This window comes from Citrobacter sp. Awk 2 (genome assembly GCF_028069815.1).
Lineage (GTDB): Bacteria > Pseudomonadota > Gammaproteobacteria > Enterobacterales > Enterobacteriaceae > Citrobacter.
In genome coordinates this window covers 1-25,007 of record NZ_JANEWL010000022.1, presented here as the reverse complement: position 1 = coordinate 25,007, position 25,007 = coordinate 1, and the positions used below count along the sequence as shown (strand labels likewise).

Below are 25,007 nucleotides of genomic sequence, written 5' to 3'. Positions count from 1 at the left end.
CAACCTCACGGTTATCGTCAGCTCAAAGAGGCGCAGAGTGTCGGTTGCCTGTATTTCATACGGAAACACAGCGCAATTATCAGGGGAACAGTCTGGGTATTACTCTCCAGAGAAGCTTCCATTGTGCTTGTCGTCTTTCACGCTGTTGGTGCGTTGGCTTCATCTTCTCACCCCAGCTACTTACGGGAGTAAGCTGCTGGGAATTCCAGACTTGCCGCCTTCCTACAACGCGAAATCCATAGAGCACTTACCGGTAAGGACTGCAACCCGCAGCCCGCTAACTGCCTGAAAGATCAATACGTCTTACGCCATTGCTGCGTTGATGATCGGTCGGGCAAAATTGGGTCATTCCGGAAAAGTTCTTGTTTTAACAAGATTCAACACGGAAACAAGCTCATTATTCCACTGCTAACCTTGTTATAGCAAGATGACTTTTGCCATTTATCACCCGGTTACTCACAGTTTTTACACTTCCGCCTGGTGATTGCTTTAATAACCACCAAATCGGTTATGTCAAACTTAAGTAATAGGGTATAGCAGTTAATATAAGCATAGAAAAATGTGTGGCGCGAATCTTGATGGCTATTTAAAATCGGCCCCCATGAAAACAGAGACTCCAGCCGTAAAAATAGTTGCCATTACTGCCGATGAAGCAGGGCAACGCATCGACAACTTTTTGCGCACCCAGCTCAAAGGCGTGCCGAAAAGTATGATTTATCGCATTTTGCGTAAAGGCGAAGTGCGGGTGAATAAAAAACGCATCAAACCCGAGTACAAACTCGAAGACGGGGATATTGTGCGTATTCCGCCTGTGCGTGTCGCTGAGCGTGAAGAAGAAGCGATTTCTCCGAATTTGCAGAAGGTCGCTGCGCTGACTGATGTCATTTTGTATGAAGATGACCATATTCTGGTGCTTAACAAACCTTCTGGCACTGCCGTTCATGGTGGCAGCGGATTAAGCTTTGGGGTGATCGAAGGTTTACGCGCCTTACGTCCGGAAGCGCGTTTCCTTGAACTGGTGCATCGTTTGGACCGTGATACCTCCGGTGTGTTGCTGGTCGCCAAAAAGCGCTCGGCGCTGCGTTCACTGCATGAACAATTGCGTGAAAAAGGGATGCAAAAAGACTACCTGGCGCTGGTAAGGGGTCAGTGGCAATCGCATGTCAAAACTGTGCAGGCACCTTTGCTAAAGAACATTCTGCAAAGCGGTGAGCGTATCGTGCGGGTGAATCAGGAAGGGAAACCGTCGGAAACCCGTTTTAAAGTGGAAGAGCGCTATGCGTTTGCCACGCTGGTACGCTGTAGCCCGGTAACCGGTCGTACTCACCAGATCCGTGTTCATACGCAATTTGCCGGGCATCCGATTGCTTTTGATGACCGCTATGGTGACCGTGAGTTTGATAAGCAACTGGCGGGTACGGGGTTGAACCGGCTGTTCCTGCATGCTGCTGCGCTGAAGTTTACTCATCCCGGTACGGGTGAGGTTATGCGTATTGAAGCGCCGATGGATAATCAGCTGAAACGCTGCCTTGAGGTATTGCGCAGCAAAGCCTGATACGCGTTGCTTATCAGGCCTACAACCGCGCAATGCGCCGTAGGCCTGATAAGACGCACCGCGTCGCCATCAGGCAGATTAACTAGGCTTTTAACGGGTTCATGTCTTCCCGGCGCAGCATCTGACACAACGCGATCAGCGGCAAGCCAATCAGTGTGTTAGGGTCGCGGCCCTCCAGACGCTCAAAGAGCGCTATACCTAATCCTTCACTTTTAAAGCTACCTGCGCAATGTAACGGGCGTTCTTTACGCACGTAATCTTCAATTTCCATTTCACTTAAATGGCGGAAATGGACGTCGAACGGTTCAACTTCGGTTTGTAGATGACCGTTAGCTGAATTATAAAGCGCCAGTCCTGTGTAAAAAGTGACAATATTTCCACTGGCTTTGGTTAATTGTCGTCTGGCATTTTCTTCTGTTAATGGCTTACCGGTTATTTCGCCATCAAGAACACAAATTTGATCAGACCCGATTATCAAATGTGATGGAAACCGATGGGCAAGGGATTGCGCTTTTTCCTGTGCCAGGCGTAACACTAAATGCCGAGGTGTTTCGCCAGGTAAGGGGGTTTCATCAACCTCTGGGGCTGCGCATTCAAACGGGATGGCCAATTTTTCGAGCAAAGCGCGACGCCAGGGAGAGGTGGACGCAAGAATAAGTTGAGGCATATTTTTTCCCCCGCATATAGCGTAATGATGAGAGCCATTTTAAACTATGGACTTCGTCCTTCAAGCTGGCTGCGATGGCTTGTCGTGATCGATTTTAAGTCGATGACCCGCAATGTGTGCGAATTATTGGCAAAAGGCAACCACAGGCTGCCTTTTTCTTTGACTATATGACGTTACAAAGTTAATATGCGCGCCCTATGCAAAAGGTAAAATTACCCCTGACTCTTGATCCGGTTCGTACGGCTCAAAAACGCCTCGATTATGAAGGTATCTATACTTCTGATCTGGTTGAGCGCGTCGCCGATTCTGTAGTCAGTGTGGACAGTGATGTGGAATGCTCCATGTCGTTCGCTATCGATAACCAGCGCCTTGCCGTTATAACCGGTGATGCGAAGGTTTCGGTCACGCTCGAGTGTCAGCGTTGCGGGAAACCGTTCCCACTTCATGTTCACACAACATATTGTTTTAGTCCTGTCCGTTCTGACGAGCAGGCTGAAGCACTCCCGGAAGCGTATGAGCCGATTGAGGTAAACGAATTCGGTGAAATCGATCTGCTTGCAATGGTTGAAGATGAGATTATCCTCTCCTTGCCGGTAGTTCCGGTGCATGATTCTGAACACTGTGAAGTGTCCGAGGCGGACATGGTCTTTGGCGAATTGCCTGATGAAGCGCAAAAACCAAACCCATTTGCCGTATTAGCCAGCTTAAAGCGTAAGTAATTGAGGAGTAAGGTCCATGGCCGTACAACAGAATAAACCAACCCGTTCCAAACGTGGCATGCGTCGTTCTCATGACGCTCTGACCGCAGTCACCAGCCTGTCTGTAGACAAAACTTCTGGTGAACAACACCTGCGTCACCACATCACTGCCGACGGTTTCTACCGTGGCCGTAAGGTAATCGCTAAGTAATCACGCATGGCTCAATGGATTTCCCACTTCGGTGAGAAAGACAGAGAGCACACGCGTGATGAAGCTTAGTGAGGCTTTCCCCGGGTAACTGGGGAAATACCTAACCGGGCAGCGACGATACCTTGACACGTCTAACCCTGGCGTTAGATGTCATGGGGGGAGATTTTGGCCCTACCGTGACAGTGCCTGCAGCATTGCAGGCACTGAATTCTAATTTGCAACTCACTCTTCTTTTAGTCGGGGATCCCGATACAATCACGCCATTACTTGCCAAAGCTGACTTCGAACAACGTTCACGTCTGCAGATTATCCCTGCTCAGTCAGTTATTGCCAGTGATGCCCGGCCCTCGCAAGCAATCCGCGCCAGTCGTGGAAGCTCAATGCGTGTCGCCCTGGAGCTCGTGAAAGAAGGTCGAGCGCAAGCCTGTGTCAGCGCTGGTAATACGGGCGCACTAATGGGGCTTGCGAAACTCTTGCTCAAACCCCTTGAGGGTATTGAGCGTCCTGCGCTGGTCACGGTTTTACCGCATCAGCAAAAGGGCAAAACGGTGGTACTGGACTTGGGTGCCAACGTGGATTGCGACAGTACGATGTTGGTGCAATTTGCCGTCATGGGTTCCGTGTTGGCAGAAGAGGTGGTTGGGATTGCCAATCCTCGCGTTGCGTTACTCAATATCGGTGAAGAAGAAACTAAGGGTCTCGACAGTATTCGGGATGCTTCTGCTGTGCTAAAAACAATCCCTTCCATTAATTATATCGGCTATCTTGAAGCCAATGAGTTGCTGACTGGCAAAACTGATGTGTTGGTCTGCGACGGCTTTACAGGTAATGTCACATTAAAGACGATGGAAGGTGTTGTCAGAATGTTCCTTTCACTGCTGAAATCTCAGGGTGAGGGCAAAAAACGGTCGTGGTGGCTGCTGTTATTAAAACGTTGGTTACAAAAAAGCCTGACAAGGCGATTTAGTCACCTCAACCCCGACCAGTATAATGGCGCCTGTCTGTTAGGATTGCGCGGCACGGTGATTAAGAGTCATGGTGCTGCCAATCAGCGAGCATTTGAAGTCGCGATTGAACAGGCAGTGCAGGCGGTGCAGCGACAAGTTCCTCAGCGAATTGCCGCTCGCCTGGAATCTGTATACCCAGCTGGATTCGAACTGCTGGACGGTGGCGAAAGTATCAACTCACGAGTGCACAGGTAACAGTGCCGGCTGAGGGTGCTGTCAACGTACCAGTGATTTGCTCGTGGCGGTATATAACCAAAAAGTGACTGAGCGTACATGTATACGAAGATTATTGGTACTGGCAGCTATCTGCCTGAACAAGTGCGTACTAACGCCGATTTGGAAAAAATGGTCGAGACGTCTGATGAGTGGATCGTCACTCGTACAGGTATCCGCGAGCGCCATATTGCTGGGCCAAATGAAACAGTTGCGACGATGGGCTTTGCTGCCGCTAACCGTGCACTTGAAATGGCTGGCATCGACAAAGAGCAAATTGGTCTGATTGTGGTTGCTACCACGTCATCAACCCACGCATTTCCAAGCGCGGCGTGCCAGATCCAAAGTATGCTGGGGATCAAAGGCTGTCCAGCGTTTGATGTTGCAGCAGCCTGTGCTGGTTTTACCTATGCACTTAGCGTTGCCGATCAGTATGTAAAATCTGGCGCGGTCAAACATGCGCTGGTTGTCGGATCGGATGTGCTGGCGCGCACGTGTGATCCAACCGATCGCGGGACAATCATTATTTTTGGTGATGGCGCCGGTGCGGTTGTACTGAGCGCATCAGAAGAGCCGGGTATTATCTCCACCCATCTGCATGCTGATGGTAGCTATGGCGAACTGCTGACGCTGCCAAATGCCGATCGCGTGAATCCGGAAAACCCGATTCACCTGACGATGGCGGGTAACGAAGTATTTAAAGTTGCGGTTACCGAACTTGCTCATATCGTTGATGAAACGCTGGAAGCAAATAATCTCGACCGTTCTGCGCTGGACTGGCTGGTGCCACATCAGGCAAACCTTCGCATTATCAGCGCGACAGCGAAAAAGCTGGGTATGTCGATGGATAATGTCGTCGTCACGCTGGACAGACACGGCAATACGTCAGCTGCTTCCGTACCGTGCGCGTTGGACGAAGCCGTCCGCGACGGGCGAATTAAAGCAGGGCAGTTGGTATTGCTTGAAGCCTTCGGAGGTGGATTCACCTGGGGCTCCGCGCTGGTTCGTTTCTAGTATAAGGATTTTAACATGACGCAATTTGCATTTGTGTTCCCAGGTCAGGGTTCTCAAACCGTTGGAATGTTGTCGGATATGGCAGCAAGCTACCCAATTGTTGAAGAAACTTTTGCTGAAGCTTCAGCGGCGCTGGGCTATGATCTTTGGGCTCTGACTCAACAAGGTCCGGCAGAAGAACTGAATAAAACCTGGCAGACGCAGCCAGCACTGTTGACGGCATCTGTCGCGTTGTATCGCGTATGGCAGCAGCAGGGTGGTAAAACGCCTGCGCTGATGGCGGGTCACAGTCTGGGTGAATACTCTGCGCTGGTGTGTGCAGGTGTTATCAATTTTGCTGATGCCGTGCGCCTGGTTGAACTGCGCGGCAAATTTATGCAGGAAGCTGTTCCGGAAGGCACAGGTGGCATGTCTGCTATCATCGGTCTGGATGATGCCGCTATCGCGAAAGCGTGCGAAGAGTCTGCTGAAGGTCAGGTGGTTTCACCGGTAAACTTTAACTCACCGGGTCAGGTAGTTATCGCTGGGCACAAAGAAGCTGTAGAGCGTGCAGGCGTGGCCTGTAAAGCTGCTGGTGCTAAGCGTGCGTTACCGCTGCCAGTGAGTGTTCCATCTCACTGCGCGCTAATGAAGCCTGCAGCCGAGAAACTGGCTATTGAACTGCAGAAAATTACCTTTAACACGCCGACTGTTTCCGTTGTGAACAACGTTGACGTGAAGTGCGAAACCACCGCCGATGCCATTCGCGATGCGTTGGTTCGTCAGCTTTACAGCCCGGTTCAGTGGACTAAGACCGTTGAATTTATGGCATCTCAGGGCGTAGAGCACCTGTATGAAGTCGGTCCGGGTAAAGTCCTCACCGGTTTGACGAAACGTATTGTTGACACCCTGACTGCTTCGGCACTGAATGAGCCGGCGGCGTTGTCTGCGGCGCTAGAGCAATAAAAGAGGAAAACCATGAGTTTTGAAGGAAAAATCGCGCTGGTTACCGGTGCAAGCCGTGGCATTGGCCGCGCAATTGCTGAGACACTCGTTGCCCGTGGCGCGAAAGTGATCGGTACTGCAACAAGCGAAAGCGGCGCGCAGGCCATTAGCGATTACTTAGGTGCAAATGGTAAAGGTCTGATGTTGAATGTGACCGATCCTGCATCTATCGAATCTGTTCTGGAAAATATTCGTGCAGAATTTGGTGAAGTCGATATCCTGGTCAATAATGCCGGGATTACTCGTGATAACCTGTTAATGCGCATGAAAGATGACGAGTGGAACGATATCATCGAAACCAACCTGTCATCTGTTTTCCGTCTGTCAAAAGCGGTAATGCGAGCTATGATGAAAAAGCGTCATGGTCGTATTATCACTATCGGTTCTGTGGTTGGTACCATGGGAAATGCGGGTCAGGCTAACTACGCTGCGGCGAAAGCGGGTCTGATTGGCTTCAGTAAATCACTGGCGCGTGAAGTCGCGTCCCGTGGTATTACTGTAAACGTTGTTGCTCCGGGCTTTATTGAAACGGACATGACGCGTGCGCTGTCTGATGATCAGCGTGCGGGTATTCTGGCGCAGGTTCCTGCGGGTCGCCTTGGTGGCGCTCAGGAAATCGCCAGCGCGGTTGCATTTTTAGCTTCCGACGAAGCAAGTTACATCACTGGTGAGACTTTGCACGTCAACGGCGGGATGTACATGGTTTAACCACGATTGAAAAATATTTGCGTTATTAGGGCGAATGGCCTCAAAATAACGTAAAATCGTGGTAAGACCTGCCGGGATTTAGTTGCAAATTTTTCAACATTTTATACACTACGAAAACCATCGCGAAAGCGAGTTTTGATAGGAAATTTAAGAGTATGAGCACTATCGAAGAACGCGTTAAGAAAATTATCGGCGAACAGCTTGGCGTTAAGCAGGAAGAAGTTACCAACAATGCTTCCTTCGTTGAAGACCTGGGCGCGGATTCTCTTGACACCGTTGAGCTGGTAATGGCTCTGGAAGAAGAGTTTGATACTGAGATTCCGGACGAAGAAGCTGAGAAAATCACTACCGTTCAGGCTGCCATTGATTACATCAACGGCCACCAGGCGTAAGTGAACATCTCCAGGCGGTCATTCGACCGCCTGAGTTTTATCTTTTTTTCCCACTTGAATTATTTTTCCCTCCCTGGAGGACAACCGTGTCTAAGCGTCGTGTAGTTGTGACCGGACTGGGCATGTTGTCTCCTGTCGGCAATACCGTAGAGTCTACCTGGAAAGCTCTCCTTGCCGGTCAGAGTGGCATCAGCCTGATCGACCATTTCGATACTAGCGCCTATGCAACGAAATTTGCTGGCTTAGTAAAGGATTTTAACTGTGACGACATTATCTCGCGCAAAGAACAGCGCAAGATGGATGCCTTCATTCAATATGGAATTGTCGCTGGCGTTCAGGCCATGCAGGATTCTGGCCTCGAAATTACGGAAGAGAACGCTCACCGTGTTGGCGCCGCTATCGGCTCCGGTATTGGCGGTCTCGGTCTTATCGAAGAAAACCATACCTCTCTGGTAAATGGTGGACCGCGTAAGATCAGCCCGTTCTTCGTTCCGTCGACGATTGTTAACATGGTGGCGGGTCATCTGACCATCATGTACGGCCTGCAAGGGCCAAGCATCTCCATCGCCACGGCCTGTACTTCAGGCGTGCACAACATCGGTCATGCCGCGCGTATCATTGCATACGGCGATGCAGACGCGATGGTTGCGGGTGGAGCAGAAAAAGCCAGTACGCCGCTGGGTGTGGGTGGCTTTGGCGCAGCACGTGCGCTGTCTACGCGTAACGATAACCCGCAAGCGGCAAGCCGTCCGTGGGACAAAGAGCGTGACGGTTTTGTGCTGGGCGACGGCGCAGGTATGGTGGTACTCGAAGAGTACGAGCATGCGAAAGCACGTGGCGCAAAAATCTATGCTGAAGTGGTTGGCTTTGGTATGAGCAGCGATGCTTACCATATGACATCACCTCCGGAAAACGGTGCAGGTGCTGCACTGGCGATGGTCAATGCACTGCGTGATGCGGCGATTGAACCTGGACGTATTGGCTATGTCAATGCGCATGGTACGTCCACACCAGCAGGTGATAAAGCAGAAACCCAGGCCGTGAAATCGGTGTTTGGTGATGCTGCACGTAGCGTGATGGTCAGTTCAACCAAATCCATGACCGGACACCTGTTGGGTGCTGCGGGCGCGGTAGAGTCTATTTTCTCTATTCTGGCGCTGCGCGATCAGGCAGTTCCGCCAACCATCAACCTGGATAACCCGGATGAAGGTTGTGACCTGGACTTCGTTCCGCACGAGGCGCGTCAGGTTAGCGGTATGGAATATGCACTGTGCAACTCCTTCGGCTTCGGTGGCACCAACGGTTCTGTGATCTTCAAAAAGATCTAAACACCAGAAGGTGACCTACCAGGCTCTAAGAGAAAAGGCCCGCTTGTCGGGCCTTTTTTTATTCAATTTTCAGTCCTTGTCCTGGGTGACTCATCCTGCCAAACTAGCGGACCACGAATAAGGAGCCACTATGTTCTTAATTAATGGCCGTGAGCAGGAAATGCTGGCTGCCAGCGATCGGGCGACGCAGTTTGGTGATGGATGCTTTACCACTGCGCGTATTACCGACGGCAAAATTTGTTTTTTTGCAGCGCATCTCCAGCGTTTACAGGACGCATGCCAAGCATTGTTTATCCCCTTCGATAAGTGGTCAGAACTGCAAGCTGAAATGGAAAAACTGGCTGCAGGCCATGCACGTGGCGTACTGAAAGTGATTATCAGTCGTGGCAGTGGCGGTCGTGGTTACAGTGGGGCAAGCTGTCTTGAGCCGACTCGTATCCTCTCCGTTTCTGTTTACCCTGCACATTATGATAGCTGGCGAAAGCAAGGCATCGTGCTGGCGTTAAGTCCTGTTCGTCTGGGACGCAATCCGATGCTTGCCGGGCTTAAACATCTGAATCGGCTGGAGCAGGTGCTGATCCGCTCTCATCTTGAACAGACGGATGCCGATGAAGCGCTGGTGCTTGACAGCGAGGGATGGGTTACGGAATGCTGTGCGGCTAATTTGTTCTGGCGAAAAGACGACGTGGTTTATACGCCGCGGCTGGATCAGGCTGGTGTGAATGGCATTATGCGACAATTCTGTATACGTATGCTGGCACAATCGCCTTTCAGGGTTGTCGAAGTGTATGCCGGGTTGGAGGAGGTTATGCAGGCTGAAGAAATCGTCGTCTGCAATGCATTAATGCCTGTTCTCCCCGTGCGTACCTGTGATGACAGGCCGTTGTCTTCACGTTTGTTATTCAATTTTTTAGCCCCACTTTGTGAGCACCCAAATTAGTCATGAAAAAATTGTTACTCGTTGTCCTGTTATTGCTGGTTGTGCTGGGCATTGCCGCGGGAGTGGGAATGTGGAAAGTTCGCCATCTGGCGGACAGTAAGTTATTGATCAAAGAAGAGACTATTTTTACGCTAAAAGCGGGGACGGGCCGCCTGGCGCTGGGGGAACAGCTGTATACGGACAAGGTTATTAATCGTCCGCGGGTATTCCAGTGGTTATTACGTGTTGAACCCGATCTTTCGCATTTTAAAGCCGGAACCTACCGTTTAACGCCTGATATGACCGTACGCGAGATGCTGCAATTGCTGGAAAGCGGCAAAGAAGCACAGTTTCCGTTACGTCTGGTCGAGGGGATGCGCCTGAGCGATTACCTGAAACAATTGCGCGATGCGCCGTATATCAAGCATACGCTGAGCGATGATAGCTACGAAACCGTCGCCAGGGCATTGAAGCTGGAAAACCCGGAATGGGTGGAAGGCTGGTTCTGGCCAGATACCTGGATGTATACCGCGAATACTACTGATGTGGCGTTGCTGAAGCGTGCGAATCAAAAGATGGTTAAAACCGTGGATACGGTCTGGGAAGGGCGCGCTGATGGCCTGCCGTATAAAGACAAAAATCAACTGGTGACGATGGCCTCAATTATTGAGAAAGAGACCGCTGTTGCCAGCGAGCGTGACCAGGTGGCCTCAGTCTTTATTAACCGCTTACGTATCGGTATGCGCTTACAGACCGATCCGACCGTGATTTACGGTATGGGGGCACGGTATAATGGTAAATTGTCGCGTGCAGATCTGGAAATGCCGACCGCCTATAACACTTATACCATCACAGGTTTGCCGCCGGGTCCGATTGCCATGCCTGGTGAGGCTTCGCTGCAGGCGGCCGCACATCCGGCAAAGACCCCGTATCTCTATTTCGTGGCTGACGGTAAAGGCGGTCACACGTTTAACACTAATCTTGTCAGCCACAACCGCTCCGTGCAGGATTATCTGAAAGTGCTTAAGGAAAAAAATGGGCAGTAATTACATCGTCATCGAGGGCCTGGAAGGTGCCGGAAAAACCACTGCGCGTGACGTAGTGGTCGAGACACTTGAGCAGCTTGGGATTCGCGACATGGTATTTACCCGCGAACCCGGTGGGACCCAGCTTGCGGAGAAATTAAGAAGTCTGGTGCTGGACATCAAATCGGTTGGCGATGAAGTGATTACCGATAAAGCCGAAGTCCTGATGTTTTATGCCGCGCGCGTACAGCTGGTTGAAACCGTGATTAAGCCAGCGCTGGCAAAAGGCCGCTGGGTTATTGGCGATCGTCACGATCTGTCGACTCAGGCCTATCAGGGCGGCGGCCGTGGCATCGATCAAAACATGCTGGCAACACTGCGTGATGCCGTGCTAGGCGATTTTCGCCCTGACCTGACCCTGTATCTGGATGTGACACCCGAGGTAGGGTTAAAACGTGCTCGAGCACGTGGTGAACTGGACCGTATTGAACAGGAGTCTTTCGATTTCTTCAATCGCACCCGCGCACGCTACCTTGAACTGGCTGCCAAAGACGCCAGTATTCGTACGATTGATGCAACACAGCCGCTTGATGTCGTGATGGAGGATATCCGCAATACCATCACCGAGTGGGTGAAGGAGCAGGGCGCATGAAATGGTATCCATGGTTACGACCAGATTTTGAAAAACTGGTAGCCAGCTACCAGGCGGGTCGTGGTCACCATGCGCTACTGATTCAGGCGTTACCCGGAATGGGTGACGACGCGCTGATTTACGCTCTTAGCCGCTATTTAATGTGCCAGCAGCCGGAAGGACACAAAAGCTGCGGGCACTGCCGTGGCTGTCAGTTGATGCAGGCAGGTACACACCCTGACTACTATTCGCTGCTGCCAGAAAAAGGAAAAAGTACGCTGGGTGTTGATGCGGTACGTGAAGTCAGTGAGAAGCTCTACGAGCACTCACGGCTGGGAGGGGCAAAGGTGGTATGGATCCCCGATGCTGCTCAGTTGACCGATGCGGCAGCCAATGCTTTGCTGAAAACGCTGGAAGAGCCACCGGCACAGACCTGGTTTTTCCTCGCCAGCACAGAGCCGGCAAGATTATTGGCGACGCTACGCAGCCGCTGTCGGTTACATCATCTTGCTCCCCCGCCTGAATCGTATGCCATTTCCTGGCTTGCCCGCGAAGTGACGGCATCTCAGGAGGCGCTACTGAGCGCATTACGGCTGAGTGCCGGGTCGCCCGGAGCGGCATTAACGTTGCTACAAGCTGAAAGCTGGGCGCACCGGACTGACTTCTGTGTGGCACTGGCGAACACATTGCAATCCGGCGACTGGTATATCCTGTTGGCGGCACTTAATCATGAGCAAGCTGCGACCCGTTTACACTGGCTGGCAACGTTGTTTACAGATGCCCTCAAACGCCCGTATGGTGTGGCCCATTTAACCAATCCTGACGCTCTGGCGTTGATATCGTCAATCGCTGAGCGGTTATCCGTTGCGCAGATACAGGCGATACTCGGTGATGTTTGTCACTGTCGTCAGCAATTGCTAAATGTGACCGGCGTAAACCGTGAACTGGTATTAACCGATCTTATTCTCCGTACTGAGCATTATCTGCAACCAGGCACCATACTGCCTGTTCCCCATCTTTGAGAGAGACATTATGTTCTTAGTCGACTCACACTGCCATCTTGATGGTCTGGATTATCAATCTTTGCATAAGGACGTGGATGACGTGTTGGCGAAAGCGGCCGCGCGTGATGTGAAGTTCTGTCTTGCCGTTGCCACCACGCTACCGGGATACCGCAGTATGCGCGAACTGGTTGGTGAGCGTGACAATGTGGTTTTCTCATGTGGTGTTCATCCGCTAAACCAGGATGAAACCTATGATGTCGAGGATTTGCGTCGTTTTGCCGCCGAAGAGGGCGTCGTTGCGATGGGTGAAACGGGGTTAGACTATTTTTACACACCGGAAACTAAAGTTCGCCAGCAGGAATCATTCATCCACCATATCCAGATTGGCCGTGAGTTACACAAGCCAGTTATCGTTCATACCCGCGATGCGCGTGCCGATACGCTGTCGATTCTGCGCGAAGAAAAAGTGACGGATTGTGGCGGCGTACTACACTGTTTTACAGAGGACAGGGAAACTGCGGGTAAATTGCTGGATCTCGGATTTTATATTTCATTTTCTGGCATCGTCACGTTCCGCAATGCCGAACAGCTCCGTGATGCCGCGCGTTATGTTCCTCTGGATCGTTTGTTGGTTGAGACTGATTCCCCATACCTTGCGCCTGTACCGCATCGCGGAAAAGAGAATCAGCCCGCAATGGTTCGTGATGTCGCAGAGTACATGGCCGTATTGAAAGGTGTTGCCGTTGAAGAACTGGCGCAAATCACCACAGATAACTTTGCCCGCCTGTTTCACATCGACGCTTCTCGCCTGCAATCAGTCCGCTAACTGAGTTTTTTTAAAGCTCGTAATTAATAAATAAAGCGAGTAAAGTTCACCGCCACAAAATGGGCGGTGAATAACCAGTTGGAAACATTCAGATACTCATTTTATCGGAATGTGCGAGTTTTTCGGCCATCCACAGCTGAATTGTGATAGCCGTCAAACAAAAATGAACTGAATTATTTTACTCTGTGTAATAAATAAAGGGTACTTAGATGCCCTGTCCACGGCGAGGTTCTCCCCCCTCGCCAATGCGTGAGAACGTAGAAATACACAATATCATGCAAGCTTGCGTCAAGACGGCAAGTGAGTGAATCGTCAGGAGCTTACGTGGGTAAGCCACTGGGGTAAATGAACGCAGCCAACGCCGAGGCGGCTTGCAGGATGAAGTGTATAAAAGCACAAATACTCAGGAGCACTCCTAATTATGTTTAAGAATGCATTTGCTAACCTGCAAAAGGTCGGTAAATCGCTGATGCTGCCGGTATCCGTACTCCCGATTGCAGGTATCCTGCTGGGTGTCGGTTCCGCTAACTTCAGCTGGCTGCCAGCCGTTGTATCGCACGTAATGGCAGAAGCAGGCGGTTCTGTTTTTGCGAACATGCCGCTGATTTTCGCTATCGGTGTTGCGTTAGGCTTCACCAACAACGACGGCGTATCTGCTCTGGCATCAGTTGTTGCCTACGGCATCATGGTCAAGACCATGGCTGTTGTTGCGCCGCTGGTTCTGCATTTACCTGCTGAAGAGATCACAGCGAAACACCTGGCAGATACGGGTGTTCTCGGGGGGATTATCTCCGGTGCGATCGCAGCGTATATGTTCAACCGCTTCTACCGAATCAAATTGCCTGAGTACCTCGGCTTCTTTGCCGGTAAGCGCTTCGTTCCTATTATTTCTGGTCTGGCTGCCATCTTCACCGGTGTGGTCCTGTCCTTCATTTGGCCGCCGATCGGTACTGCTATTCAGACGTTCTCCCAGTGGGCGGCGTACCAGAACCCAGTTGTCGCATTCGGTATCTATGGTTTCATCGAACGCTGCCTGGTGCCGTTTGGTCTGCACCATATCTGGAACGTTCCATTCCAGATGCAGATCGGTGAATACACCAACGCTGCGGGTCAGGTATTCCACGGCGACATCCCTCGCTATATGGCAGGTGACCCAACTGCGGGTAAACTGTCTGGTGGCTTCCTGTTTAAAATGTACGGCCTGCCTGCTGCTGCTATTGCAATCTGGCACTCTGCTAAACCGGAAAACCGCGCGAAAGTGGGCGGTATCATGATCTCCGCTGCGTTGACCTCGTTCCTGACCGGTATTACCGAGCCGATCGAGTTCTCCTTCATGTTCGTGGCACCGATCCTGTACATCATCCACGCTATTCTGGCTGGTCTGGCATTCCCAATCTGTATTCTGCTGGGTATGCGCGACGGTACATCGTTCTCCCACGGTCTGATCGACTTTATCGTTCTGTCCGGTAACAGCAGCAAGTTGTGGTTGTTCCCGATTGTCGGTATCGGTTATGCGATCGTGTACTACACCATTTTCCGTGTGTTGATTAAAGCGCTGGACCTGAAAACTCCGGGTCGTGAGGATGCGACTGAAGACAATAAAGCGGGCGCGACTGGCGAAATGGCTCCGGCCCTGGTTGCCGCGTTCGGTGGTAAAGAAAACATCACTAACCTCGATGCGTGCATCACGCGTCTGCGCGTCAGCGTTGCTGACGTTGCCAAAGTGGATCAGGCTGGCCTGAAGAAACTGGGTGCGGCAGGCGTTGTGGTCGCGGGCTCTGGTGTTCAGGCGATTTTCGGTACCAAGTCCGATAACCTGAAAACTGAAATGGATGAGTACATCCGTAACAGCTAAGCAGTAAGAAGTTGGGGAGAACTAAGGCAGCCTGCGGGCTGCCTTTTTTATGTTTTAATTAGCTTGAACGCGAATCGGCGCCGTTGCAGCGAACAGCCATGGGCGCGCGTCGCTGCCCACGCGTGGCGATAGCGTTTCTCTTACCTGTTGATGATAATCATCAATCCACTGTTTCTCTGCATCACTCAGCAGATGCAATTCCACAAGGTTCAGATCGATGGGGACCAGCGTCAGGGTAGAGAAGCGGCAAAAACCGGGTCGGCTATTGATAATCTCCACCTGATTTTCAATGCGGATGCCATATTGTCCAGCCAGATAATAACCGGGTTCGATGGTGATAATGTTACCCGCCACCAAAGGCCAGGGATTTACTTTTTTTGCAATTCGATGGGGTTGTTCATGGATCAGTAGCTGGTGGCCTACACCGTGTCCTGTGCCGTGGTCAAAATCCAGACCCAACTCCCAAAGCGCCCGGCGGCTAAACGCATCCAATTGATGACCCTGCGTGCCGCTGGGGAATTGCAATGAGATCAGTGATAAAAACCCTTTCAGCACGGCGGTGTAATGCAGTCGTCGCTGCGGATCCTGTGGACCAAAGGCGAGTGTTCTTGTTGTATCCGTAGTACCATTTTTATACTGGCCGCCGGAATCATTCAGATACATTGCCTGTGTGGTGATGGGCGTATTTGTTTTCTCACTGGAATGGTAATGGCACATCGCCGCATTGCTGGCAGAGGCGGAAATAGTACTGAAACTTTGTTCTATAAATCCTGGCTGCTGCTGGCGAAACGCCAGCTGTTTGGCCTGTGCTTCCAGTTCAGTGACAGGATTACCTGCTGCCTCGCGCAGCGGGACCTCATGCGCCAGCCAGGCCAGAAAGTTTACCCATGCGGCACCATCCTGTTCATGGCATTCCCGATACCCTGACAGTTCAACATCATTTTTATGCGCTTTAATTAATGTGATGGGATCGGGGGCCCAGAGAACCTCTCCCCCGTTTTGCTCAATGGCGAACCGCAGCGCGACTGGCGCATAGTCTTTATCAACCAGGAAACGCTTACCTTGGGCAAGTTGCTGGCAGCGTGGGAGAAAGTTCTCTTGTGGGGCCAGCGTGACCGTCTCCAGCAATGATGCAGGCAGTTGCTGCGTCTTATTATTATCAACAAACCACTCCAGTTCGCCGCTGCGATGGAGCAGGGCAAACGAAAAAGGAACCGGAACCATCGCAAGATCGGCTCCACGTACATTGAGTAGCCAGGCGATGTTATCCGGTAGCGTGATCGCCAGCACGTCGGCCTGATGCTGAGTCAGTTGCTCCACTATTCGTACGCGCTTATGCGCGCTACTTTCACCGCTTATCTCAATGGGCATTTCACGAATAACACCACAGGGGGCAGCTGGACGGTCGAGCCAGATCTGGTCGAAGGGATCGCGTTCCATCGGAATCAGTTTGCAGTGAGTGGCCGACAGTGCTTCAAATTGACTGTTGACCATCAGCAGAGGTTCAAAGCCGATACGCGCACCAGAGGTTACGTAAGCCTGCAAATAGTCGGCCAGAGGTTCATCGTGCAAATGATGGATTTCAAAATCATCGAGAGAGACTTCGTTACGCACCTGGACCTGATAGCGCCCATCGACAAACATCAGCGCGCGATCGCGAAGTACCAATGCAAGACCAGCGGAACCGCTAAAGCCGGTGAGCCAGGCCAGTTTATTGTCGTGCGGTGTGCAATCTTCGCTCTGATGAGCATCGGCACGGGGGACAATCATGCCATCCAGTCCCTGAGCTAATAGCAGACTGCGCAGGGCGGAAAGGGGAGTTGAGTTGTGCATAGTTACCTTCAGGCCTTAACGGAACGGCGGTTCGTTGAATGTACGTAATTTGCGGGAATGCAGCCGGTCGCCTTCAGCACGCAGTCGGTCGATAGCCCGGATGCCAATTTGCAAGTGCTCAGAAATAGCCCCTTCATAAAAACGGTTGGCCTGACCTGGCAGTTTGATCTCGCCATGCAGTGGCTTGTCGGAAACACACAGCAACGTGCCATAAGGGACGCGGAAGCGGTAGCCCTGGGCTGCAATGGTGGCACTCTCCATATCAATAGCGACGGCACGACTGAGGTTAAAACGCAGCGCAGAAGCGGAATAGCGTAATTCCCAGTTACGATCGTCGGTGGTGACGACGGTGCCGGTACGTAGCCGCTGTTTAACCTCTTCACCCGGCATGCCGCTGACTTCTTTGGTGGCGTCATACAGTGCGCGCTGAACTTCGGCGATGCTGGGAATCGGAATATCCGGCGGCAGCACGGCATCCAGTACATGGTCGTCGCGCAGATAGGCATGAGCCAGAACATAATCACCAATTGCCTGACTTTCGCGCAGGCCACCACAGTGGCCAATCATCAACCAGACGTCAGGACGCAGCACGGCCAGATGATCGCAAATGGTTTTGGCGTTAGAGGGGCCGACGCCGATATTAACCAGCGTGATCCCCTGACCGTCGGCGGTAATTAAATGCCAGGCTGGCATCTGGTGTTTTTTCCACGCCAGATCGGAGATGGCCTCTTCCGGTGCTTCAGTTTCTGCAGTGATCCAGATCCCCCCTGCGCATGACAGCGCAATATAGGGACTGTCCGGGTCAAGAATTTGACTACAGCCCCAACGGACGAATTCATCCACGTAGCGGGTGTAGTTGGTGAACAGCACGAAGGGCTGAAAATGCTCAACCGGTGTTCCTGTGTAATGACGCAGGCGCGCCAGAGAAAAATCGACCCGACGGGCGTCGAAGTGCGACAGCGGAGAAAACTCTGCCGGATGGTAGGTACCATCTGCCGTTTCGTCACCAATTTGTGAGAGTTCGGTAGTAGGGAAATGGCGCGTTAACCCGGCACTCATCGAGCGGTCGAGCGTGAGTTCAGAACCGTCAATTACATACGGATAGGGGATTTCATGCTGTGATGGCTCGACGGAAATATGCGCATCATAATCCTGATACAGCAGCGTCAGTTGTTCTTCAAGATAAGGGCGAAAAAGCGACGGGCGGGTGATGGTCGTGGTATAGCAGCCTGCATGGGTAAAACGTCCGTATGCGCGTGTTTTCGGTGGGTTTGTGGCACTGCCATCCCAGGTGACACAAAGCGATGGGTAAACAAAAAGACCGTTTTGGCGGGCGGTGTCGTCAGGGAGCGTCCCTGTTTCAATATACTTACCAATGGCACTACGCAGAGCCTTTACCGACTGCTCATACAGCGCGTCCAGTTTATCCAGTGCCTGAGCGGGTGTCAGGCTGGAGCCCTTATTGTTCATGTCTGTCTCCTTGTTCCACAGATGTACTGTTCTCCCGATAGTATGTCACAGGAATGTGAAACAAAAGTCAGACGTTGAGGAAGATTATGCGAAGACCCGATGGCCTTCGCATAAAGGTTTACGCGTGTTGCTTATCTCTCATCAGCATTGCGGTGACGGCCGAAATAAGGCATCCGGCCATCAGGTAAATGGCAACGCTGTGCCAGTCGCCGCCGGAGAAAGTCACTAATGCAGCGGCAATAAAAGGCGTAAAACCACCGCCGACAACGCTGGCAACCTGATAGCCCACGCCCGCGCCACTGTAGCGATAGCTTGCGCCAAACAGGCCGGTAAACATAGGCTGCTGTACGCAGACCACCATATCGTGCGCAATGTTGGCCAACATAATCGCGAAGAACACTATCCAGAAGATGGACTGCGCTTCCAGGGCCATGAAGAACGGGAAAGCGCTGAGTGTACCGACCAGTGCTCCGGTAATATAAACGCGCCGACGGCCAAAGCGATCGGCAAGCCAGGCAAAGCAGGGGATGGTCAAACAACTCAGCCCACCAACCAGTAATCCGATATTCAGAAACAGTTCGCGCGGCAGCCCGAGGTTTTGGGTGGAGTAGTTGAGAGCAAACGCGGTGACGATGTACATCGTCAGGAGCTCACACAGACGCAGGGCGATAATTTTCAGAAATGCCCCTGGGTGACGGGTGAGTGCCTCGATAACCGGCAGTCGTTTTTTCACCGGTTGGGGTTCCTGTTTTTGCTGTTCGAATTCAGCCGATTCATCCATTCTGTTGCGCATCCACAGCGCGCCCAGAACCAGCACAATGCTGAACAGGAACGGAATACGCCAGCCCCAGCTCAGGAACTGCTCATCGGTTGTTTGCGAGCTAATCAACGAGACCAGCCCCGTAGAGAGCAGTAGCCCGACGCCGTAACCGACCTGAACGCCGCTACTGTAGAAAGCTTTTTTATTTTTCGGGGCACTTTCAACAGAGAGTAATGCCGCGCCACCCCACTCGCCGCCGACGGCGAAACCCTGAATGGCACGTAGCGTCACCAGCAGGACAGGTGCCCACCAGCCAATGGTGTCGAAAGAGGGAATGATACCAATCAGTGCAGTTGCAATCCCCATCATCCAGACGGTAAGCATCAACATTCGTTTGCGGCCCAGGCGATCGCCAAAGTGGCCGAAGATGATTCCGCCTAGTGGGCGGAACAGAAACCCGACACCAAAGGTGGCGAAGGCAGCGAGCGTCCCCATTGCTGGGCTAACCTGCGGAAAAAATTCGCGGTTGAATACCAGCGCGGCGGTGATGCCATAAAGCAGAAAGTCATACCAGTCGACCACGGCACCCGCGAAGCTGCCGAGTGCGGCGCGTCGGGCACGGTTAAGCGATGAGGTGTCCTGCTGGGGACCCGTGGAGGTGAGGGTGGAATCCATAGTTATCCTGTCTGTACTGTTTTTTAATTATTAGTATTGGAGTTAGGTTACGCACATTGCAGTCGAGATATAAACGACTGTAATGAGACTACCGCGACAGACGAGAAGATAAAACGATTTTATCCCTTACAAGAGGGCAAGATGAAAAATAAGACGATTGAAGAAATTAATAAGCAAAAAGCCTGCTTAGTTTCCTAAGCAGGCTTCTTAAATTTGGCTCCTCTGACTGGACTCGAACCAGTGACATACGGATTAACAGTCCGCCGTTCTACCGACTGAACTACAGAGGAATCGTGTGAACGAGGCGCATATTAGCGGGGGCGATGGGGGTTGTCAAAGGGGTAAATGAAATTGTGTGTTCGTTTGCTGACAAATTCAACAAAGCGGCGATCTTTCATGCTTTTTAGGCATTTGCCCCATTCTGGTGCGTGTCTACCTCTTGTGGGGCAGTCCGGAAAAAGGCGGAATCAGTAGAAGCTATCCCTTTCCTGCGCTATCCCTTACTTAACGGGAGCTTAACATTAAATAATCGTCGACAGATGAAACTGGCAAGTATCTTGCAATCCTGAGTTTCATGACTGCCAGCATGGGTTCTGGTATTCCGACAGGAGGCAAAATGAACTTCAGACGACTGAAATACTTCGTAAAAATCGTCGATATTGGTAGCCTGACCCAGGCAGCGGAAGTGTTGCATATCGCTCAACCCGCGCTGAGCCAGCAGGTTGCTACGCTGGAGGGGGAACTGGATCAACAGTTGTTGATCCGCACTAAACGCGGGGTGACGCCGACGGAGGCGGGGAAAGTGTTGTATACGCACGCCCGGACGATATTACGTCAGTGTGAACAGGCACAGCTTGCGGTCAATAATGTAGGGCAGACCCTGAGTGGACACGTCTCTATTGGCCTGGCACCTGGCACTGCAGCATCATCAATTACCATGCCGTTATTACAGACCGTTCGCGCCGAGCTGCCCGATGTACTGGTCTATTTGCATGAAAACAGCGGGGCGGTGCTGAACGATAAATTGCTCAGTGGTCAATTAGATATGGCGGTGCTCTACGAGCGCTCGCCGATCGCGGGTATTTCCAGTCAACCGTTACTCAAAGAGGATCTTTTCCTGGTGGGGACGCGTGAATGTCCTGGGCCAAGTGTCGATTTAACGGCAGTCGCCGAGATGAATTTGTTTCTGCCACGGGATTACAGTGCGGTTCGCCTCCGTGTTGACGAAGCCTTCTCACTGCGCCGCTTAACGGCCAAAGTAATAGGTGAAATTGATTCTATCTCTACCCTAACGGCCGCGATTGCCAGCGGTATGGGGGTGACGGTTTTGCCTGAATCAGCAGCCCGGGCATTATGTCATGCAGCGAATGGCTGGATGGCGCGGATTACAACGCCCTCAATGAATCTGCCCCTCTCGCTTAATATGTCAGCCAGAGGCAGTTTGACACCACAGGCTCAGGCGGTGAAAGAAATTCTGTTGTCGCTGGTTAGCCGTCCGGCTCTGGACAATCGTGAGCTACAGTTGGTGAGTTAAACCTTATTCCAGCCAGGAATAAGATGCAGGTTTTTATTATTTGTTATGCCGGGCGTCAGACTTTAACAATAGCGTAATGTCTGATGTACCCGGAGCGAAAAGTGAATTTCCAGCAACTTAAAATAATCCGCGAGGCGGCCCGCCAGGATTACAACCTGACGGAAGTCGCGAATATTCTTTATACCTCTCAGTCGGGGGTAAGTCGGCATATTCGTGAACTTGAAGACGAACTTGGCATCGAAATTTTTATTCGCCGTGGCAAGCGTTTACTTGGCATGACCGAACCGGGGAAGGCGTTGCTGGTGATCGCTGAGCGTATTCTTAATGAAGCCAGCAATGTTCGCCGACTGGCGGACCTGTTTACCAATGATACGTCTGGTGTGTTGACCATTGCGACCACACACACACAGGCGCGCTATAGTCTGCCTGCGGTGATCAAAGCATTTCGTGAACTCTTCCCGGAGGTTCGCCTGGAGCTTATCCAGGGGACACCGCAAGAAATTGACGTTCTTCTGCAAAATGGTGGCGCTGACATTGGTATTGCCAGTGAACGACTCAGCAGCGATCCGCTGTTGGTGGCGTTTCCCTGGTTTCGTTGGCAGCACAGCCTGCTCGTTCCACATGATCATCCATTAGTTAAGGCTTCCCCGCTTACGCTTGAGTCTATTGCTCACTGGCCGCTCATTACCTATCGGCAGGGTATTACGGGGCGCTCACGTATTGATGAGGCATTTGCGCGTAAAGGGTTGGTGCCGGATATTATCCTCAGTGCACAGGACTCGGATGTGATTAAAACGTATGTCGCGCTTGGGCTGGGAATCGGGCTGGTGGCGGAGCAATCCAGTGACGAGCAGGAGGAGGGGACGTTAACCCGCCTTGATACCCGGCATTTATTTGATGCGAACACCGTTTGGCTGGGGCTCAAACGCGGTCAGTTGCAGCGCAATTACGTCTGGCGCTTCATCGAGCTATGCAACGCAGGTTTATCTGTGGAAGAGATTAAACGCCAGGCAATGGAGCCTGATGAAGTGATGATTGATTATCAAATATAAAGCAAGAAGCCTGCTTAGTTTCCTAAGCAGGCTTCTTAAATTTGGCTCCTCTGACTGGACTCGAACCAGTGACATACGGATTAACAGTCCGCCGTTCTACCGACTGAACTACAGAGGAATCGTGTGAACGAGGCGCATATTACTGACCTCACCATGACGTGTCAACAGTAAAATTAATACGCCATATCAATTGGTTAATTAATCTTCAAATTCAGTATTAATGCACATTTGATGAGCGAAAATGGTCTTCTTCCTGGCTATCGCGCAACCGAAGCATTGGATTCTGGCGATAGAACTGGAAAAAGCGTTGCCACAATGCCGGGAAACGTGGTGCAAACAACTCGGGGGCGCTGAAGAAATACTCGGATAATACCGCAAAGCATTCTGCAGGATCGGTTGCTGCGTAGGCATCTATACTGCAGGCCGTTTCACCCACTAGATCGATTTCATCCTGGATATTGTTCATCGCGGCATGGAGATCATGCTCCCAGTTCGCAATTTCCCTCAGCGGGATAGCCGGAACGCCGCTGGCGCGATCGCCATTACGCATATCAAGTTTATGTGCCACTTCATGAATAATCAGATTAAAGCCGGAAGCATCGAAGGAGTCCTGTATATCAAGCCAGTTCAGGATCACAGGACCCTGTTGCCAGCTTTGGCCTGACTGAATAATCCGTTGATTGTGCACCAGCCCAATATCATCTTCCCATTCGTCATCCACGACAAACGGGGCAGGGTAAATGAGGACTTCATGAAAACCATCAAGCCACTCGATGCCTAATTCCAGAACAGGCAAACAGAAAAGCAGAGCAATTCGTGCACTTTTTAGTGCGTCCAGTTCAAATCCTTGTAGTGCAACCAATCTTTTTTGCTGTAAAAAACGCTCGGCCAGGGCAATAAGCCTGGCTTGTTCTTGTTCAGTAAGATTCACCAGAAGAGGAATTGCCAGGGCATCATCCCAGGGCCAGTCATCATTCCGGGCTGTTTCTTGCTCTTTCCAGGGCCACTTAATCATCGTTTTGCTCGCAAACTCGTCACTTGAACGAAATTGACGGAACTGGGTCTGTTAAAATGCCAAATTACCTGGCATCATGGCAACCACCAGAACGGAGAGATGCCAGAGCGGCTGAATGGACCGGTCTCGAAAACCGGAGTAGGGGCAACTCTACCGGGGGTTCAAATCCCCCTCTCTCCGCCACTATTCAAACACTTGCACGCCTTGCTTTCAACGACAGCAGCTACAGATGTTTTTTTCTTTGAGTATCCTCACAAGTTTGTCGTTCTATTGCCTTCGCGACATAAAAATCCGCTTCAAATAAACAAAAAGCCCGCTTCATATGAAGCAGGCCTGATACGTCTTGTACAAAATTAGAACTGGTAGACTAAACCAACGGCAACAATATCGTCGGTTGCGATGCCATTGCTTTCATAGAAGCTGTCATCTTCATCCAGCAGGTTGATTTTGTAATCAACGTAGGTGGACATATTTTTGTTGAAGTAATAAGTCACACCGACATCAACATATTTTACCAGGTCTTTGTCAACGTAACGCCAATTACCATGGCTGACTCTCTGACCGCCTAAATCACTGCCTTTGGACTGCAGGTAAGATACGGACGGACGCAGACCGTAATCGAACTGGTACTGAGCCACAACTTCAAAGTTTTGCGTTTTGTTTGCGATACCGCCTTTATCAACATCGTCACCAGCAGCATTTTTATAAGTACCTTTGCCGTATGCAGTCATATTGCGGGTTTCTGCATACATCACAGCCAGATAGATATCATTGGCATCATATTTTGCACCAATGGTCCAGGCATCCGCTTTGTCACCGCCAGCATAGCTGTTACGGCTATTAATGCCATCGTTGTAACCGCGGGCGACCTGATTATCGGTACGGTCAGATGAAGAATACGCCGCACCCAGGCTTAAACCGAAGTCGAAGTCATAGGAGGTGGACATACCGAACCCGTCGCCGTTTTCACGAGACAGTTTACGGTCACCACCGTTGCCAGTACCTTCGCCTGAACCTGGGTTTTCATTATTACCCTGGTACTGCAGAGCGAAGTTCAGACCGTCGACCAGACCAAAGAAACCATGGTTACGATAAGTGGCAACACCGTTGGTACGGCCTGTCATATAAACGTCGGTCTGGGTGTAGGTATCGCCACCGAATTCTGGCAGCATATCGGTCCACGCTTCTACATCGTATACCACGCCATAGTTACGACCGTAATCGAAGGTGCCATATTCGCCAAAGCCTAAACCAGCGAAGCCCAGACGAGTCCAGGAGTTTGCGCCTTCACCTTCGGTGCTGTTAGCCTGAACGTTATATTCCCACTGGCCGTAACCCGTCAGCATGTTATTGATCTGAGTTTCGCCTTTGAAGCCAACACGAACGTAAGTCTGGTCGCCATCATCGCTCGCATCATCAGAGAAATAATGTAAGCCATCTACTTTACCGTACAGATCTAATTTATTGCCGTTCTTATTATAGATTTCAGCTGCATTTGCAGCGCTGGCCGCTAATAACGCGGGGACAATAATTGCCAGTACTTTTCTTTTCATTATGTATTTCCTTATGATAATAATTTATATGAATATGTAGTGCATCCAAAAAACTACATTTTGATACTATCTATGAAG

At 51.2% G+C, this 25,007-nt stretch carries 23 protein-coding genes and 3 tRNA genes; 18 read left to right on the top strand and 8 right to left on the bottom strand.

Going from position 1 to position 25,007, the window contains the following annotated elements:
• The first annotated feature begins 601 nt into the window (after positions 1 to 601).
• Positions 602 to 1,555, top strand: coding sequence for a 23S rRNA pseudouridine(955/2504/2580) synthase RluC (rluC, locus tag NNO02_RS08350; RefSeq protein WP_170974373.1), 954 nt, complete (start codon positions 602 to 604; stop codon positions 1,553 to 1,555).
• An 82-nt stretch (positions 1,556 to 1,637) separates the two neighbouring features.
• On the opposite strand, the gene NNO02_RS08345 is transcribed toward rluC, so the two are convergent.
• Complete coding sequence (locus NNO02_RS08345; RefSeq protein WP_271441738.1) at positions 1,638 to 2,222, bottom strand: Maf family protein; 585 nt, start codon at positions 2,220 to 2,222, stop codon at positions 1,638 to 1,640.
• A gap of 197 nt (positions 2,223 to 2,419) precedes the next feature.
• Between NNO02_RS08345 and yceD the strand changes: the two genes are divergently transcribed.
• From yceD to ptsG, 14 genes are all read left to right on the top strand, one after another.
• Positions 2,420 to 2,941, top strand: coding sequence for a 23S rRNA accumulation protein YceD (gene yceD / locus NNO02_RS08340; RefSeq protein ID WP_003036239.1), 522 nt, complete (start codon positions 2,420 to 2,422; stop codon positions 2,939 to 2,941).
• Positions 2,942 to 2,957: 16 nt separating this feature from the next.
• The gene (gene rpmF, locus NNO02_RS08335) at positions 2,958 to 3,131 is read left to right on the top strand and encodes a 50S ribosomal protein L32 (RefSeq protein WP_003036242.1); all 174 of its coding nucleotides are present in this window, start codon (positions 2,958 to 2,960) and stop codon (positions 3,129 to 3,131) included.
• 122 nt (positions 3,132 to 3,253) lie between these two features.
• Positions 3,254 to 4,333: a phosphate acyltransferase PlsX gene (plsX, locus tag NNO02_RS08330; RefSeq protein WP_271454560.1), complete on the top strand. Its 1,080-nt coding sequence runs from the start codon at positions 3,254 to 3,256 to the stop codon at positions 4,331 to 4,333.
• Positions 4,334 to 4,411: 78 nt separating this feature from the next.
• Positions 4,412 to 5,365, top strand: a complete 954-nt coding sequence (gene fabH, locus NNO02_RS08325; protein ID WP_271441740.1) for a beta-ketoacyl-ACP synthase III — start codon at positions 4,412 to 4,414, stop codon at positions 5,363 to 5,365.
• 15 nt (positions 5,366 to 5,380) lie between these two features.
• Positions 5,381 to 6,310 carry an ACP S-malonyltransferase gene (gene fabD, locus NNO02_RS08320; RefSeq protein ID WP_271441741.1) on the top strand — a complete coding sequence of 310 codons (930 nt, stop codon included), beginning with the start codon at positions 5,381 to 5,383 and terminating at the stop codon, positions 6,308 to 6,310.
• A 12-nt stretch (positions 6,311 to 6,322) separates the two neighbouring features.
• Positions 6,323 to 7,057: a 3-oxoacyl-ACP reductase FabG gene (gene fabG / locus NNO02_RS08315; RefSeq protein ID WP_003036255.1), complete on the top strand. Its 735-nt coding sequence runs from the start codon at positions 6,323 to 6,325 to the stop codon at positions 7,055 to 7,057.
• A gap of 155 nt (positions 7,058 to 7,212) precedes the next feature.
• Complete coding sequence (acpP, locus tag NNO02_RS08310; protein WP_000103754.1) at positions 7,213 to 7,449, top strand: acyl carrier protein; 237 nt, start codon at positions 7,213 to 7,215, stop codon at positions 7,447 to 7,449.
• A gap of 86 nt (positions 7,450 to 7,535) precedes the next feature.
• The gene (gene fabF, locus NNO02_RS08305) at positions 7,536 to 8,777 is read left to right on the top strand and encodes a beta-ketoacyl-ACP synthase II (RefSeq protein ID WP_005129014.1); all 1,242 of its coding nucleotides are present in this window, start codon (positions 7,536 to 7,538) and stop codon (positions 8,775 to 8,777) included.
• Positions 8,778 to 8,907: 130 nt separating this feature from the next.
• Entirely contained in the window at positions 8,908 to 9,717 is an 810-nt protein-coding gene (gene pabC / locus NNO02_RS08300; protein WP_271441742.1) for an aminodeoxychorismate lyase, read from the top strand.
• A 2-nt stretch (positions 9,718 to 9,719) separates the two neighbouring features.
• Complete coding sequence (yceG, locus tag NNO02_RS08295) at positions 9,720 to 10,742, top strand: cell division protein YceG (protein WP_271441743.1); 1,023 nt, start codon at positions 9,720 to 9,722, stop codon at positions 10,740 to 10,742.
• Positions 10,732 to 11,373 carry a dTMP kinase gene (gene tmk / locus NNO02_RS08290; protein WP_271441744.1) on the top strand — a complete coding sequence of 214 codons (642 nt, stop codon included), beginning with the start codon at positions 10,732 to 10,734 and terminating at the stop codon, positions 11,371 to 11,373. Before yceG ends, tmk begins: the two co-directional genes overlap by 11 nt.
• Complete coding sequence (holB, locus tag NNO02_RS08285; RefSeq protein WP_271450144.1) at positions 11,370 to 12,374, top strand: DNA polymerase III subunit delta'; 1,005 nt, start codon at positions 11,370 to 11,372, stop codon at positions 12,372 to 12,374. The genes tmk and holB overlap by 4 nt, the downstream gene beginning before the upstream one ends.
• Positions 12,375 to 12,384: 10 nt before the next feature.
• Entirely contained in the window at positions 12,385 to 13,182 is a 798-nt protein-coding gene (locus NNO02_RS08280; RefSeq protein ID WP_101742067.1) for a metal-dependent hydrolase, read from the top strand.
• A 421-nt stretch (positions 13,183 to 13,603) separates the two neighbouring features.
• Positions 13,604 to 15,037 carry a PTS glucose transporter subunit IIBC gene (gene ptsG / locus NNO02_RS08275; RefSeq protein ID WP_137383018.1) on the top strand — a complete coding sequence of 478 codons (1,434 nt, stop codon included), beginning with the start codon at positions 13,604 to 13,606 and terminating at the stop codon, positions 15,035 to 15,037.
• Positions 15,038 to 15,091: 54 nt separating this feature from the next.
• On the opposite strand, the gene NNO02_RS08270 is transcribed toward ptsG, so the two are convergent.
• The 4 genes from NNO02_RS08270 to NNO02_RS08255 form a co-directional block, all read right to left on the bottom strand.
• Entirely contained in the window at positions 15,092 to 16,870 is a 1,779-nt protein-coding gene (locus NNO02_RS08270) for an aminopeptidase P family protein (protein ID WP_271441746.1), read from the bottom strand.
• A gap of 15 nt (positions 16,871 to 16,885) precedes the next feature.
• Positions 16,886 to 18,340, bottom strand: coding sequence for an AMP nucleosidase (locus tag NNO02_RS08265; RefSeq protein ID WP_271441747.1), 1,455 nt, complete (start codon positions 18,338 to 18,340; stop codon positions 16,886 to 16,888).
• A 118-nt stretch (positions 18,341 to 18,458) separates the two neighbouring features.
• Positions 18,459 to 19,775, bottom strand: coding sequence for a shikimate transporter (gene shiA / locus NNO02_RS08260; protein WP_271454559.1), 1,317 nt, complete (start codon positions 19,773 to 19,775; stop codon positions 18,459 to 18,461).
• 214 nt (positions 19,776 to 19,989) lie between these two features.
• Positions 19,990 to 20,065: transfer RNA gene (locus NNO02_RS08255), tRNA-Asn, on the bottom strand.
• A 326-nt stretch (positions 20,066 to 20,391) separates the two neighbouring features.
• Between NNO02_RS08255 and nac the strand changes: the two genes are divergently transcribed.
• Both nac and cbl read left to right on the top strand, forming a co-directional pair.
• A complete protein-coding gene (nac, locus tag NNO02_RS08250; RefSeq protein ID WP_271454558.1) occupies positions 20,392 to 21,309 on the top strand; it encodes a nitrogen assimilation transcriptional regulator NAC in 918 nt (305 codons plus the stop codon).
• 101 nt (positions 21,310 to 21,410) lie between these two features.
• The gene (gene cbl, locus NNO02_RS08245) at positions 21,411 to 22,361 is read left to right on the top strand and encodes an HTH-type transcriptional regulator Cbl (RefSeq protein WP_271454557.1); all 951 of its coding nucleotides are present in this window, start codon (positions 21,411 to 21,413) and stop codon (positions 22,359 to 22,361) included.
• A 42-nt stretch (positions 22,362 to 22,403) separates the two neighbouring features.
• Here the strand turns inward: cbl and NNO02_RS08240 are convergent.
• Positions 22,404 to 22,479 (bottom strand) — tRNA-Asn (locus NNO02_RS08240).
• 99 nt (positions 22,480 to 22,578) lie between these two features.
• Complete coding sequence (gene mtfA, locus NNO02_RS08235) at positions 22,579 to 23,376, bottom strand: DgsA anti-repressor MtfA (protein WP_121584795.1); 798 nt, start codon at positions 23,374 to 23,376, stop codon at positions 22,579 to 22,581.
• A 93-nt stretch (positions 23,377 to 23,469) separates the two neighbouring features.
• On the opposite strand from mtfA, the gene NNO02_RS08230 reads away from it, so the two are divergent.
• Positions 23,470 to 23,559, top strand: a tRNA-Ser gene (locus NNO02_RS08230).
• A gap of 170 nt (positions 23,560 to 23,729) precedes the next feature.
• On the opposite strand, the gene ompC is transcribed toward NNO02_RS08230, so the two are convergent.
• Positions 23,730 to 24,929: a porin OmpC gene (gene ompC / locus NNO02_RS08225; RefSeq protein WP_271454556.1), complete on the bottom strand. Its 1,200-nt coding sequence runs from the start codon at positions 24,927 to 24,929 to the stop codon at positions 23,730 to 23,732.
• Between the last annotated feature and the right edge of the window lie 78 nt (positions 24,930 to 25,007).